Consider the following 14,541-nt stretch of genomic DNA (forward strand, 5'->3'; position numbering starts at 1 on the left):
ACGTGCAAACGAACCGATCGTTAGGGAGCGCGATCGGAAAGCACTGCGTTTGGGCCCGCTCATATCATCGGCGATGAACGAGATAGGTGTCAGCGCGTTCGGCACGTCAAGTGCCGATTGCCCGCGTAGGGCGACCGGAGAACTTGCACCGGACAAGGTCAAGCTTGCCTCGCGCGAAAGCTGTTATACGTCAAGCACGCTGATCCCGTCGCCGGGAGCTCAGCACTCCGTATGGCGCTCCAAGCCGACTGTCATGCTACGAGGCTCAGATCGGCGGGCATCAGGGGGTTCCGTTTAGCAAGGCGGCGATTCCGGCACGTTTCTACGGCGGCGTGTCAGACGCCCATCGAAAGGAGAGAGTCGTGAGGACAGTCGCTATCGAAGACCTGCGCCCAACGCAATTGACACATGGTGCGCGCGAGATACGCGCGAAAGCTCAGTTCTACCGGTCCCTTTCCGGGCATGACCTCAAAAAGGTCATCGCTGAGAAGCCCATTCCGGTAGTGCTTGGACCGAAGGATCTCCCGTTTGCGATTGACCATCATCACGTTGCGACGGCTCTACGAGACATTGGTATAAAGACGGTTCCCTCCGTGCTTGTCGCCGACTTGTCCTCTCTTTTGCGAGATGAGTTTTGGCTCGCAATGGAAAATCGCCGATGGACATATCCTTACGATGCTCAAGGACGGCGTAAGAGCTTCATCGATTTGCCGGATCACGTTTGGGAACTGGCTGATGACGAGTTTCGCAGTCTTGCAGCGTCCGTACGTGATGCGGACGGCTATGAAAAGACTGCCGTACCGCTAGCTGAATTTCGATGGGCGGACCTTTTTCGCGGTTACCTTCCGTATCCCAAAAACGACAAGGAATATGCTTTCGCCGAGGAGCGGGCGCTCGTTCTCGCGAAAAGCGAAGCAGCGGCAGGATTACCCGGGTATATCGGTAAAGAGTAATGGCGGCCAACAAGACGGAACAACTTTTTCTGGTAGAAACGCGGGCCGTTGGCTCGCGCAGCGCCACCGGTGTGAAATGTTGTCCGCTCGGTGCGCATCAAAAAGGAGATAACCATGCGGGCGCTCATCGCAATCTTCGGAGAAGGCAAGGATATGTCAGTGCTCCAGATGGGAACGCGGGCAGCCGCAGCATTTCTTGCCGCACTCGTTTTGATTCGTATATCGGGGCGGCGTTCTTTTGGTCAACGGTCACCATTTGACTATGTCGTCGCGATACTGCTGGGCGCAACACTGAGTCGTGCCATCGTCGGTGCTTCGCCGGCTGTCCCTACGATTTTCGCTTCTCTCGTCATCGTCCTCATGCATCGCGCGTTAGGATGGGCGTGTGTCCGCTCTCGCGCGCTGGAATCGCTTGTGGGAGGCGTGGAGCGCCGGTTGTACCACGATGGGAAGTTCGACGAACGACAAATGTTGGCGGCCTTAGTGTCGCGAACCGATGTCTTAGAGACCGTGCGCCAGGAACTCGGCAGCGAGGCCATGGACCAGGTGCAGAGCGCAATTCTCGAGCGCAATGGAGAAATTAGCATAATCCGCGGAAAAGGCAGATGACGGAGATGCGGGCGAAATGGCCTAGTGGTACACCTTGCTATCCGCCGCGTTCAAGACAACCGGCCCGGTAACCAATGCCGCAAAACCGGGTCGCGCCGTAGCCGCGTCGATAGGGCGATACACGCGACGCCTCCGAGAACCAGGCGTTGGGCCACTGGTTAAACGCGTGAATGTCGCAGGGAAAACCATGAAGCAGTACCACCGACCATCCCGACGAATCCCCTCGCTCGTCGTACGCAATGCCAAGCTGCTGTATCGTCACAGTCTTCAGCATGAAGTCGACCTCAAAAGTGCTCGCGAATTCTGCCGCTTACCTTTATTTCACGCCCGACAACTGGGGCATCCGCATTGCATCCTCCCATGTCATCTTCTAGCCCAGCCTTATCGGAGAGCCTTGAGGCGTTCTTTTCTGCCGTCATGACGAGAATCGTGTTCAGGCCAGAAGAAAGCTCGGACGGCGCCCGATTCCTCGTTGACCCGGGCTCACTCGGTAAGAAGCTGGAGTAAGAAGCGCGGTGCCCCGACCCGGCTCGTTCGTCCCGGACGCCTATTTCCTTAAACGGCCAAACGCTCATCTTTGGAAGTTACTGAGTCATCTTGGCCGTCGCTCCGCCCTCCTGTGTGCCGGAAGCGGCGCCTGGCGACATGCCCGCTCCGCGCTTTGACGTCGACGTCCCGCCGTCACTATTCGAACCCGCCGCCGCCGCGCCCGCGCCTGGGTTGGTCTTGCCCGCGTGGCCCATCCCCGCGCCTTGAGCGGGGGTTTCAGGCGTCTTGCTCCCGTTATTTTGAGCGAAAGCGCTGGGTGCCGCGGCGGCGAGAAGAACTGCTGTAATCAAAAGCGCTCGTTTCATCATTATCTCCAGAGTAATAGATACGAGTCCCAGCATTGCTCATGCCCTAGCTGTTGAAGCCTGGAATGAGGAGCGACCGCGCGAAATAACGTGCCGTCGTTCAGATGGCACGACGACTGCTGTAAGAAACTCTCACTCTTATCGACGGAGAACAAAATGGACACGGACAAGATCAAGGGCGCGGCTGAGGAAACAACCGGCAAGGTGCAGGACGCTGTTGGGGGTCTCGTCGGTGACGCATCGACACAGCTGTCTGGGAAGGCGCGCGAACTTAGCGGCAAGGCTCAAAAGCTTTACGCAGACGGCACAGAGGTGTTGCGAGACCAAACCGTCGCCAACCCGCTCGCTGCGCTTGGCGTTGCTGCACTGATCGGCTTTTTCGTCGGAGTTATCTGGTCATCGGGCGGCCAAGACAGGCGCGCTCACCCGCGTCGGTACCGGAACGACGGTCAGAATTACTAAAGCGAGATGCCGTTCTTCAATTTAACGCTCAAAAACGTGGAGAGCGGAACATGTCTGTCCGATCGAGAGTTGCGCAGTGGCGAAACATCAGTCGATTCTGCGCGCAGCGGTTCGCCGACTACGGAGAACTGTTTCGCATTGAACTTGCCGAAACGAAAGCCCGCTTGCTTCGCGAAGTTGTCGCCGCGGTCGCCTTGGCGGTCGGCGCCCTTTTCACGTTGTCTTTTCTGTGCATCGCCATTATTGCGTCCGCTGCCGGTACTCCGTACTTTCTCGCCGTCGTGTGGGCGGTGGCAGGCACGTGGCTCGCAATTACGGTGATTGCCTTCCTCGCCATGCGGGCGCGCAGCGTGACGCAACCATTCGCGGCGCTGCATCTCGAACTGAGCCGCGACATCAAAGCGATTAAAGAGGCAAGCAAATGACCCGCATGGATGATCATGACAACGCACAGGGTACGGTCATTGCCCGCTTGGCGACAAGTCGAGCGGAACTGATCGGTGCTAACCAAAAATTGCGACTAGAACGTCGCTCGCCGGTGCCGGTAACCGAAGACGTTGGACCATTGATCCTACGCACACCAAATGCGGCGCTAATAGCCGCGCTTATGGTCGGTGCCGTCATCATCGGCCCGCGTCGGTTGCTGAGCACCGCAATTCGAACCGCGCTAAGCGCGTGGATATCCCGAACAGTCGGCACCATCGCCGATTGGAAAGTAATCGAGTGGACGTGACAAGCTGCCATCCCCCGTCTGGAAGGCGCACAGAACCTTCAGCAACTTTGTTATGCCATCATCGTCCCGGAATAACCGAAAGACGGAGCGCCAGTTTTGCTCACAAACATTCAAATCCGCATGACGAGCTATCGACGCTGGGATGGACCGGCGGCGCATCGCTCACGCTCGACGCCCGCCGCGCTGTGAACCTCGGGCCATCGGCAGCTTATTCAGGCGCAGCGCGATGACCGGCGGGCGTCGGGCTCGCCGTCGAGAATCAATCAGGGCGAAGCGCCCCGGCCGAAGGAGCGCAAAGTGGGCACCCGCAAGTAGCGCGAACTGACCCTAATATGAGGATGCCTTTTTGGGAGGCTAAAACCATGATCAGTGCAGACCTTGGACAACAGCTCGAGGGGTACGTTACGAAGCTGGTCGAGACCGGACGCTACGGCTGAAAGAGCGAGGTACTCCGCGAAGGAGTGCGATTGGTTCAGGACCGTGAGATGCAGCTTGCCGCGCTAGACTGTGGTCGAGCGAGGTATAGCCGATTCAGATGCGGGTCGAGGAAAGCCCGGCCAAGACGTATTCGATCGCCTCGAAGCCAAGTATCAGGCGATGGTGAACAGCAAGGCATGATTGTTCGCATCCTGCCTGGCGCCGAGGCCGAGCTTGAGGCCATTGGCGACTACATGGCCCGCGATAATCCACGCCGGGCCCTGAGCTTCGTTCGCGAGCTGCATGACAAGCGCATGAGCCTTGCGGACATGCCCCGCGCCTACCCACCCGTGCCTCGCTACGAAGATCGCGGCGTGCGGCACCGTGTTCACGGCAGCTACCACATCTTCTATCGCGTCACCGGCCAGCCCGAGCGCATCGACGTAATCCACGTTCTGCATAGCGGGCGAGACATTGCCGCCATCCTTTTTCCGTAGCCCGACGGCTGCTTCAAGTCGTGTAAAGTCAGCTCCGGACCGGCAGTGCCCGGCATCTTGCAAAAGATAGACTCTATGGAAACGGGGCTCGAGATTTTTTCGTCCGCTCGCAGTCACTTAGCTTTTGGTGGCGACGGACAAGTGATTCTTAGCTCTTTCCTATTAAAGCCAGCTTCCTCGGACAGTGTTTCGTATCCCGATGGACATATTTCGTTGGCCCGGTGGTAACGAACGTCCCATCCGGTCGCCGCACCGCGGCCAATTAAGTACTCACTATTCCCGTTCGTTCGGCGATTCGGCTCCGCTGTTGAACGTCCGGAGATCATTGCGATGAGCGCGGTCGCGGTTTGTGATGCATTGACAATTCGCATATAAGTGCTCCTTCCCGAGCCATGGGGGCGCTAAAGGAAAAAGGAAGTTTCTCCCTCCTCTTACGCGCCGGCATTTCGGTTAACGGACGTAAGGTTCCACCAACTCGGCATCGCTCTATGATCTCATCGCGATCGGCTTTACGATCATCGATGTCCGTAACGAAAGCAATTCCAACGGTCGCACGATCGCTTACGTAGTGCGAAAGGACAAGAGCATCGAGCCTGTACTGAGCTTCACGGTGCTCGCCAAGCCGGCCGGGACGTCTTTGATCTGCGCGTCGAAGGGAACGAAGGGGTTCAGTGGTTTCACGTCGTGGCAGCGTCGCTGGAAGGCTCGATCGTCGCGTGGTTTGGCGACATTACTCCGCGCGTGCGCGCAGAACAGGCGCTATCAGAAGCCGACCGCCGTAAAGATGAATTCCTTGCCACGCTGGCACATGAACTGCGCAATCCGCTAGCACCGGTTAGACAAGTTGCGGAGATTCTCGATCAGCCTAGGCTGACAGAGGAACGCAGACACTGGTGCATTAACGTCCTGCGTCGACAATCTACCGCCATGGCACTTTTACTGGACGATCTGCTCGATGTCTCGCGCATCACGCGCGGCGCGCTCACGTTACGCTGCGCGGCTGTGGCCGTCCGCGACGTTGTTGAGTTGTTGACGACGCCATCGAGATTGCAAGGCCGATAATTGATGGCAAGGGTCACGAGTTGATTCTTGATCTTCCGGAGCGACCGGTGCATATCGAGGTCGATCGGCTCCGGCTGGCGCAGGTACTGGCCAACCTTTTGACAAACGCAGCGAAATACACGCCTCCGGGCGGGCGCATTGAACTGAGCGCAGCGGACGATGGACCGGAGATCATTCTTGCAGTCGCTGACAACGGGATCGGAATCGAACCGGACAAATTGTCCGCCATCTTTTTAATGTTCTCGCAGGTTAATCGAGACCACCACCGCGAAGGCGGCCTTGGTATCGGACTTGCGCTGTCGAAGTCGCTCATCGAACTGCACAGTGGTCGAATTACTGCGTCAAGTGCCGGCAAAGATAAAGGAAGCTGCTTCGCGATCCATCTCCCAGTGAACTGCAAGGTATTGGAACCTCCAATCTTGAAGCGCAATGTGCCCGCAGCCGCCGAAGCGACTTCGATGCACCGGATCCTGGTTGTTGACGACAACGTCGATGCAGGCGATGCGCTGTCGGCGCTGTCGCAACTTGAAGGGCATGAAGTGCGTACCGTCTACTCGGGCGAAGAAACACTTGAAATACTCAACCATTACAGCCCCGAGGTCATACTGCTCGATCTGGGCTTGCCTGGCATCAGTGGAATTGATGTCGCTCGGCAGATCCGCGAAACGCGCTCAACGAAGGACGTCACGCTCATCGCAATAACGGGATGGGGCCAGCCTCAGGATAGAGCGCGTACGGCTCAGGCCGGCTTCGACTTTCACTTCACAAAGCCTGTCGATGTCGAGATGCTTATCGAGGCGATAGCCAGCGCCTTTGCGGTTGCATAGGGCAGCGGGCGGGCAGCGGAAGTGCCCGATCACAACGACGGAACAACGAAAGCGATTTACAACCGCTCACATCACGAATGCAGTAAGTCGGTCGCTTCCAGCAATTGACGTACGGTTCGCTATCCGACGGCCGCCTCGCTTCGTGGTCAAAGAAAAGAATACTCGGCGAAATTAGTCGTCGTCTAGCCGAGTGAAGAATCCGGTAATTCAGGGTCGCCAGACTTCCCCGGCACTCCACAGTACGATGCGCCAAGCAATTTTGCATACTCCTCATGGAGTTGGCGCAGCAAGCCAAGGCACCGCATGGCCTCCGCACTATCGTGGACCCGGTTGTCCGAAAATAGGTCCTTCATTCGAAGTTCAAGTACGGTCATGCACTCGTCCACAGTGTTGAGGCGTGCGGCGCACCAGAAACGCCCCAACGCATCATGACGACCCCTTGCAGCATCCGCTAAAAATTGCGTTTCGCTCGTTGTATATTGCTTCTTCCGCAGTGTTTCTCTAAGCGACATTCGCCCCGCCTCCGTCCTCCAAAATCCAGCTTTTCTTGTGCTGTCCATCGACCGATTTATCGAAACCGGTCTCAAACACCCATCGCCACGCTGGTGCGCTGGCCGTCCGTTCGCCGCTCACGACTTCCGCGACGTATTCCCGCACCTGGCATTCGGTCGCGAAGAACTTCACCCCACCGACGACCACATTGAATAGCGGCATGACAGGGTCGACCATGAATAGCGTCATATTTACGGCGTTCGGTAAAGCAAACGAGGTTGTCCCGCCAAGCGCGCGAGGGAAAGGAATCTGCTTAGTCATGGTCGTGCTTTTGATTAGTTACATTGGAGGGTGCTGCCCGATCGGCAACGCACGAAACAAATCCGCGCGTGCATGACGGGTAGGGACGAGCACCTGAAGCGAAGCTTTCGCTCAAAACGTTTCCCATTCGCCGCTAGCGACCGACGTGGTTTCGACACGTGCAGCTACACGTGCCCCCCCAACGGCCGCAGGCGGTGCTCTGCGGAACCCATACGCCGCAGGTGTCGCGGGTCGGCTGGCAGGCGGCGTACTGGGGAAGGGCGGGGGCGCCTGTTCCCGCTTATTGCGCGGGCGACCAATCGCAGTCACATCCGCCTGTGCAGTCCGAAACACGGCTACGGCCCCACGCAACTTTTCGGCTTGTTCTTCCAGCGATCCGGCCGCCGCCGCTGCCTCCTCAACAAGTGCTGCGTTTTGCTGCGTGACCTCGTCCATTTGCGTGATCGCCCGATTGACCTGTTCGATACCACGGCTCTGCTCGTGGGAGGCCGCAGCGATCTCGCCCATGATGTCGGTTACACGCTTGATTGCTGTGCTCACCTTTTGCATCGTCTCGCCGGCGTGGCCCACTAATGCTGCTCCGGCCTGCACGCGGTCGCCTGACGTTTCGATCAGCTCTTTGATCTCTTTTGCCGCGCCCGACGAGCGTTGCGCGAGGCTGCGCACTTCGGTCGCAACAACCGCGAAACCACGGCCCTGTTCGCCTGCACGGGCAGCTTCAACCGCCGCATTCAACGCGAGAATGTTCGTCTGGAAAGCGATGCTTTCAATAATGCCGATGATCTCGCCGATCTTTCCCGAGCTTTGTTCTATCCCCGCCATTGTCTCGATCACCTGACCGACGATGAGGGTGCCTTCTGTCGCCACCGCGCTCGCGGTTTCGGCTAGACCGCTCGCCTGCTCGGCGTTCTCCGAGTTCTGTTTGACCGTCGAGGTCAGCTCTTCCATGCTCGCCGCCGTTTGCTGCAACGACGCCGCTTGTTCTTCCGTGCGCGAAGAAAGGTCGATGTTGCCGGCCGCGATCTCACGCGATCCGTGCGCGACCGTGTCGCTCGATAGACGCACCTGCGTGATGGTCGACGCGAGCGATTCACGCATCGACTCCACGGCCGTCATCATCGTGCCGATCTCGTTGCGTGAGTTGCTTTGGACCGGTGTGATCAGATCGCCGCGCGCGATCGCGGTGCAGTGCATCGCCGCTTGATCGAGCGACGCCAGGAGTTGTCCACGCACCCAAACCAGGATCGCGCCGATGGTCGCGAGGAACAGCGCGGCAAGTATCGCCAACGCCCAAAGGCTGGCGGTAAAGCGGCCTTGTGCCTGTTCGTTGAGGTTCCGAGCATATTGTTCGCGGAACGACAGCAAATCGTCGAGTGAAATCTCGAACTGGCGATCCAACGCCGGCACAGTCGTTGTCACGAGCTGCTGGAAGCGAGCCTTGTCGCCCGCCCGCGCCGCACTCACCAAAGGTTGAAGCGCATCGCGCATGTACGCTTTGTATTTTTCGGCGAACGCCTGAGCGAGTGCAACTTCATTGCCGGCCTTCGGCAAGCTCATATACGCGGTGAAAGCACTGTTCGAAAGCCCGAGAACCCTGTCAGCCGCCTGCATCGCCGCATCGGCCGGTGCGGCGCGATTCTCGTCGCGCTGTGCCATATATTCAGCGAGTCTGACTCGGACGGTGCGACTGTGATTGATCGAATCGACGATCGATAGCACCACGCGGATTTCGCGATTCACGTCGTCGAGGGAACGATTGCTTTGGCGCAGGACGTACGTGCTGGTAAGTGTTCCAAAGAGAAACAGCGCGGCCAGAAGGCAAAGCGCTAGAGATGACATACGGCGTATTAGCATTTTCTGTAATGAGGGGACGTAGCCTGACGGGCAGGCAAAATAGGACGCGTCTTAAAGCACGACAGATCGAAATCTGTCGCGGTGCGCCATGTTTATCGGCCATATCCGCATATTCTTGAACGAAGAGACGATGGCGGGGAGCGCCGCCCTGTTGCCTTTACTGTCTCTTTTGCAACCCTTGGACCACCCCGTTCAGCTCCTTGCTGGCCTCAAGCACTGCTCCGAAGCGTGCCCCTTCAGTTGCCGGTTGTGTTCGTTGATTACATCGAGCAGCGGCTGACAAAGCTCCGCCGGAAAGTTGTAGCTGTCTTTTTCACCCCGTTCCATCTCAGCGAAAGGTCCGCCTCGACTTTTCGTACATATGAAAGAGCCAGAAGACCGTGCCCTCTCTGAGTCAGGGACAGAGTGATAAAGACCATTTTGCGCCATGCATATCGCATCTGCGCGGCGCCCGCGCCGGTTGCGGATCGCTTCAAAAGCCAACCGGCAATGCAACACCATCGTTTCGGTTTCGGGGAAATGGTAAAGCAATGCCCCATTTATTCCGCTGACGCGATCGTTGGGCGTCACGCCATGCACTGCCGCAAGCTCTGCGCCCTTGTCGCCATGGACAAGTAGGACGTAACGCTCACCACCTTTTAAGAGCGCGAGTGCCGCATGCTTTTCCGTCCGCGCTTCGTTGCCTCGCGAACCGAGCGGGCCGGTCGTGCCGTACGCGCTTCCAACTCAGCCCCCTTCCTTCCTGAACCGCGCTCGTCCCCCACTACGGTTAGGAACTGGGCGAGCGACATTGGCCGCCCCGTGAGGTAACCCTGCACAACATCGCATCCGGCGTCCACGAGCCAGGCGAGTTGAGCAGGATGTTCGACGCCCTCGGCCACAATCTCCAGACCGAAGGTGCGCGCCATCGCAATGATCGCAGTAACGATTGGCTGTCCGTCCTCCGGCAGGCGTTCAACAAAGGCCCGATCGATCTTAAGCGAGTTGACTGGAAATGCGTGGAGATACGACAGGGACGAATAGCCCGTGCCGAAATCGTCGAGTGATAGCGCGACACCCGCTTGCCGCAAGCGGTTCATTACTTCCACGCCGATTTCGCGATTGGCGATCACGTCGCTTTCCGTCACCTCGAGTTCAAGGAGTGATGGCGACAGGCCGCTTAGTTGCAGCGCCGCCATTACGTCGTCGATAAATTCGGGATGGCGTAGCTGGCGAGCGGAGACATTGACGGCGATTCGAATTGCGAGATCCGGACGCGCGGCGCTCCAGGCTGCGGCGACGATGCAAGCTCGCCGCAAAACCCAACGACCGAGAAGGACGATGAGATCGCTCTGTTCCGCAATCGGAATAAACTCGCCCGGAGTCACAGTGCCCTCTTCCTCGTGGTTCCAGCGCACGAGCGTTTCCGCACCAATCAGTGCTCCGGTACAGCATTTGAATTGGGGCTGAAAGGCGAGATCCAGCCTGTTGCTGTGAATAGCCTTGCGAAGTTCTGCTTCTATATAAGCGCGGCGATGCGCCGCCTTCATCATCTCGGACGAGAAACCGACAACTATGTTTTTACCGCGGCCCTTCGCTTCGTAAAGCGCAATGTCCGCGCTGGTCACAAGTGTCGCTACATCGTCGCCCGCTTCGGGAAACAGTGCATATCCCACACTCGCCGTCACATTGACTTCACGACCGCCTATCGTCGCGGCCCCGCAAAGGGATCCAATGATCGCGCTCGCCATTTCTCCAGCCTCCCCCCGCCGCGGGCTACCAGCCAGGGTGACTGCAAATTCGTCTCCACCCATCCGGCTCACTAGCGCGGATTCCCCGGCTACAGCGCTTAAGACCCGCGCGACATGTTTTAGCAACTCGTCTCCTGCTCCATGTCCAAGGGTGTCGTTTACCGTCTTGAAATCATCGAGATCGATGAGCAATAGCCCGAGATACCGGCGCGGTTCGCTTGCAAGCCTCAGCCGCCCCTCAAGCGACTCATAAAATGATCTCCGATTGGGTAAGCCCGTAAGCGGATCCGTGCGGGCGAAATATTCCAGCTCTCTTTCGGCTTCGCTTACACGGCGTCCCATGCGGTTCATGACAAGCGCGGAGATCCACAACGCTCCAAAACATGCCGCGCCAAGAAAGCATGCATATTGCAGCAACTGGCGGCTGACGAAGTCGGTCGTGGCGACAAGCACGATGTCGCCGAGCTTCCGGCCATCATGTTCGATCGGCACTCGCACGAAGACGTCGGCGAGCGAGAGCGTTGCGCGGCGGGCCGATGCGGAAAGCGTACCCTCTTCCTCTTCTTCGCGACTGATACCGTTGAGGGCGTAACGCGAGAACAGTTCTCCATCGTTGCGATAGACACTCAGGCTTTCGACATATGGCACGCGTCGAAGCGAACGCAGGACGTCTCTTGCCGCTGGCTCGTCGTCGAACATGAGCGACGCGCTCACATTCTCCGCAACCATAGAGGCCTGAAGTAAAGCGTCATCAGAAAGCGTACGTCGAAATGCTACGGCCTGGTACAGCAATAACACAACGCTTGCGACAAACAAGGCGATGGCAACGCTCACCAGGTTTGCACGTACGGTTAAGCGCGTCGGGCTTCGATTAAGTGGTTTTTTCGGGACCATCACCGTGTTCTCCTCGCGAGGCGTAGCAGTTTGGAGCTCAGCACGAGTTTGCGACGCACGGCTTCGCCATTATTGATGTCGAAGCGCAAATGATCGTCATCCTGGATCAGCTTGATTACCGCTTCGCCGGGCAAGTTGGGGCCGTCTTCGGAGATGATAAGCACGGCCTCGTCCGATGCGAACGCTGTACGCAGGTCGCCACTCGCCTCATCGCCCTTTCCGAAGAAGATTACGTCGCAATCTGCGGGGCGGCTGTCGCTAAAGCTCACAAAATTCCAAATCCGGGCGCCGACAGCTCTCCCCTTTAACGCGGCGAGCGCTTGGCGAAGCGGACTCCGTGCGCTCGCACAAACGCGTAGATCTCCCTTGCGCATACGCTCGGCCGGCCACTGAGTAAATTGCGTAAAATTGAAGATGTACGCAGTCTCAAGCGCGACCACATTTTCTTGCGCATATGTGCGCCAAGCCGTAACCGAAAATGCCGCGCAGAGAGCCAAGACGAAACATTGCCTTATCATCGTCAGAACCCGTACACCGCTTTTGCAACAAAGGTACGGCTTTGTTGCGCGATCACACTCTGCAAGAATCCGGGTCCGGTCGGATCCGAGTATCGACGATCGGTTACGTTGTAAACAGAGAACGACACGTCCGTGTGCGCCAAAAGCTTTGCGGTATGCATCGTCAAGTTGACAACGCAGTATCCGCTCGCAGTGCCGCCTTGTGCCAAGCGCGATGAAAGACATTGGAATTCGCCACCCGCCCGGGCGTTCGCCGCGAGAAGCGGCGCACTCACGTTAAGCTTGCCCATGTGACGTGGCGAATTTAGCAAGCGATCGCCGGAGCTCGAATCCCTCGAGATTTGGAATGAATAACTCGCGCGCAGGCGTAATCCTCCCGCGAACTGCTGCTCCCACGCAAGCTCCGCACCGCGCGCCTGTGCGCGATCGATGTTGCGAAACACATAGAGACCCGTTGCCGGGTCAACGGCCTCGGAAATTAGGTCGCGTAGCGCGTAACGAAACAGCGACGTCGTCACCCGGCCGCTTCCTCCAATTGCACGTTCGTAGACGATCTCCTGCGTGTCGATATGCTCGGAAGTCAGGGACGGATTTCCGAGTTGGCCGCCTTCACCGGGAACCGCATAATACATTTCATAAGCGTTTGGTGCGCGGTACGCGGTGCCATAGAGCACTTTGAGCGTGTCGGTCACGCTAGGACGCCAGATTAACCCGATTCGCGGACTGAAACTCCCGCCAATGGTTGATTCCGTGTCATAGCGGCCACCGAGATCCAGAGTGAGCGATTCGATGAGTTTGATCTCATCGTCGACGTAGAAACCTAGGTGGCTACCAGTGCGATGATCATTGAGAAGTAAATCATACGGCGCAACGTTGTAATTCCACTGATCGCGGGCTACGTCGCGTTTGAAGTCAACGCCGATCACAATGCGATTGCGCGGCAGTGTACGCACGGTGGCGTGCATGTCGCCTCCGTACCATGCAGCGTGGTCGCCGTCGACGTTTGCGATACCCGGCGCTGGCGCTACGATCTCGCGGCTCGCGTAATCATAGCGGCCCCAGTACAGCTCGTAGTCGAGTGTGATAGCGTCGCGCAACGCTTGCGTGTAGGTCGCATCAACGAATGAATGCGTATCGGTCAACCTATACGGTGTGTTGAACACCGCGTCGTACGGCGCGCCGGGCACGCCTTTGGTACGGTTTCCATAGCCCGCACTGATGCGCAAGTCGTCAAAGGAGAGCTTTGCAAAAAACTTTTCCGCACGCTCACCATCGAGTTGTTGCGCAACGCCGTTGTTCTGCTCCGGCGTGTCAAACTCGGAAAAGTACAGATCTTGGCCATTGCGCTCGTACGCGGACGCCGAGAGCACCAGGTCAGCCCCGCGCGCGCCATGCCATCCGTATGTAGCGCGTGCCTGCTTTTCTCCAAAGCTGCCGATCGTGCCGGCGATCTGCGCCCCGTCGAAATCGCTGCCTTTCTTGGTAACGACGTTGACGACGCCAAAGAGCGCGTTTGATCCATACACAGCGGAACCGGGCCCGGATACGTATTCGATGCGCTGAACAAGATCTAAGTCGAGGGGAAAATCGACGCCCACTGGTGCCTGGTCATAGACCGCGTCGTTCACACGCATACCGTCAATCAGCAGGAGGAAGCGACCGTTGTAGTCGCCAGGACGCTCGAAACCGCGGGCGCCCAAATAGGAATACATCCGATCGGAAGTTTTATACAACCCTGGCACCGTGGCTAGAGCATCGGCAAGCGTTCGCCAGCCGTAGTCGCGAATGTCCTCCGCAGTCAGGACCATGACGGCAGCGGGCGCGCTTGACAACGACTGCGGAATCCGCGTGACGCCGCTTACTGTCATGTCCATGAGAGTCTCGAGCGGGAGGGAAGCCAGATCCTTGGATCCGGATTCAACCACAGACACGAATGAGCTCGATCCCGGGGCGTCAGCGGCAAAAGCCGGCAACGCGTGCGCGCCCAGAGCGCTCAATGCGAGCGCTGCGACTTGTAAAGGCCAAAACGCAAAGCGTCTGCTGGACCTGTCCCCAAAAGTAAACATCACAACGGCTTATGTAGGCATTCATGCGATGCCTATTTATCGGCAAAGTACCGACACACTTGAGCCGAAGCCGCCCCGCTGCTCAGCGACCGGGAATCGGCAACGGAAAGCCCCAGGCCTGTTCTGCGCTTGCGTCGGCTCGAAGCTTCGTACCGCTCCCCGATCTTGCGAAGTGTCCGGCCGTCCAATCGCCGAGAGCAGGGAGTGTCGCTACGCTCCAGCGCCAAACCGTCGGGCCGAATAGTGTTCCGC

At 58.1% G+C, this 14,541-nt stretch carries 13 protein-coding genes and 1 pseudogene; 9 read left to right on the forward strand and 5 right to left on the reverse strand.

The window, feature by feature from the left end; translation table 11 throughout:
• Nucleotides 1-362: 362 nt before the first annotated feature.
• The 9 genes and pseudogenes from AC3D25_RS02350 to AC3D25_RS02390 all read left to right on the forward strand — a co-directional run bounded on the left by AC3D25_RS02350 (nt 363) and on the right by AC3D25_RS02390 (nt 6,414).
• Nucleotides 363-953: a ParB-like protein gene (locus AC3D25_RS02350; RefSeq protein WP_488886877.1), complete on the forward strand. Its 591-nt coding sequence runs from the start codon at nt 363-365 to the stop codon at nt 951-953.
• A 114-nt stretch (nt 954-1,067) separates the two neighbouring features.
• Nucleotides 1,068-1,562: a DUF421 domain-containing protein gene (locus AC3D25_RS02355; protein WP_488886878.1), complete on the forward strand. Its 495-nt coding sequence runs from the start codon at nt 1,068-1,070 to the stop codon at nt 1,560-1,562.
• A gap of 1,010 nt (nt 1,563-2,572) precedes the next feature.
• A complete protein-coding gene (locus AC3D25_RS02360) occupies nt 2,573-2,878 on the forward strand; it encodes a CsbD family protein (RefSeq protein WP_488886879.1) in 306 nt (101 codons plus the stop codon).
• Between the two features lie 50 nt (nt 2,879-2,928).
• Nucleotides 2,929-3,303, forward strand: coding sequence for a phage holin family protein (locus tag AC3D25_RS02365; RefSeq protein ID WP_488886880.1), 375 nt, complete (start codon nt 2,929-2,931; stop codon nt 3,301-3,303).
• Nucleotides 3,300-3,611 carry a hypothetical protein gene (locus tag AC3D25_RS02370; RefSeq protein WP_488886881.1) on the forward strand — a complete coding sequence of 104 codons (312 nt, stop codon included), beginning with the start codon at nt 3,300-3,302 and terminating at the stop codon, nt 3,609-3,611. Before AC3D25_RS02365 ends, AC3D25_RS02370 begins: the two co-directional genes overlap by 4 nt.
• A gap of 362 nt (nt 3,612-3,973) precedes the next feature.
• A pseudogene (locus AC3D25_RS02375) lies at nt 3,974-4,229 on the forward strand (type II toxin-antitoxin system ParD family antitoxin).
• Complete coding sequence (locus tag AC3D25_RS02380; RefSeq protein ID WP_488886882.1) at nt 4,226-4,525, forward strand: type II toxin-antitoxin system RelE/ParE family toxin; 300 nt, start codon at nt 4,226-4,228, stop codon at nt 4,523-4,525. Before AC3D25_RS02375 ends, AC3D25_RS02380 begins: the two are co-directional and overlap by 4 nt.
• A gap of 684 nt (nt 4,526-5,209) precedes the next feature.
• Nucleotides 5,210-5,587 (forward strand): histidine kinase dimerization/phospho-acceptor domain-containing protein, encoded by a 378-nt coding sequence (locus tag AC3D25_RS02385; protein WP_488886883.1) that lies wholly within the window; start codon nt 5,210-5,212, stop codon nt 5,585-5,587.
• 47 nt (nt 5,588-5,634) lie between these two features.
• On the forward strand, nt 5,635-6,414 hold the full coding sequence (locus AC3D25_RS02390) for a hybrid sensor histidine kinase/response regulator (RefSeq protein ID WP_488886884.1): 780 nt from the start codon (nt 5,635-5,637) through the stop codon (nt 6,412-6,414).
• Between the two features lie 501 nt (nt 6,415-6,915).
• Here the strand turns inward: AC3D25_RS02390 and AC3D25_RS02395 are convergent.
• The 5 genes from AC3D25_RS02395 to AC3D25_RS02415 all read right to left on the reverse strand — a co-directional run bounded on the left by AC3D25_RS02395 (nt 6,916) and on the right by AC3D25_RS02415 (nt 14,097).
• Entirely contained in the window at nt 6,916-7,227 is a 312-nt protein-coding gene (locus AC3D25_RS02395) for a hypothetical protein (protein WP_488886885.1), read from the reverse strand.
• Between the two features lie 111 nt (nt 7,228-7,338).
• Nucleotides 7,339-9,066, reverse strand: a complete 1,728-nt coding sequence (locus AC3D25_RS02400; protein WP_488886886.1) for a methyl-accepting chemotaxis protein — start codon at nt 9,064-9,066, stop codon at nt 7,339-7,341.
• A gap of 653 nt (nt 9,067-9,719) precedes the next feature.
• Nucleotides 9,720-11,705 carry a putative bifunctional diguanylate cyclase/phosphodiesterase gene (locus tag AC3D25_RS02405; RefSeq protein WP_488886993.1) on the reverse strand — a complete coding sequence of 662 codons (1,986 nt, stop codon included), beginning with the start codon at nt 11,703-11,705 and terminating at the stop codon, nt 9,720-9,722.
• Entirely contained in the window at nt 11,705-12,202 is a 498-nt protein-coding gene (locus AC3D25_RS02410) for a YfiR family protein (protein WP_488886887.1), read from the reverse strand. The genes AC3D25_RS02405 and AC3D25_RS02410 overlap by 1 nt, the downstream gene beginning before the upstream one ends.
• Before the next feature lie 23 nt (nt 12,203-12,225).
• Nucleotides 12,226-14,097: a TonB-dependent receptor plug domain-containing protein gene (locus AC3D25_RS02415; protein WP_488886888.1), complete on the reverse strand. Its 1,872-nt coding sequence runs from the start codon at nt 14,095-14,097 to the stop codon at nt 12,226-12,228.
• Nucleotides 14,098-14,541 lie beyond the last annotated feature (444 nt).

This window comes from Caballeronia sp. SL1002, from assembly GCF_057814995.1.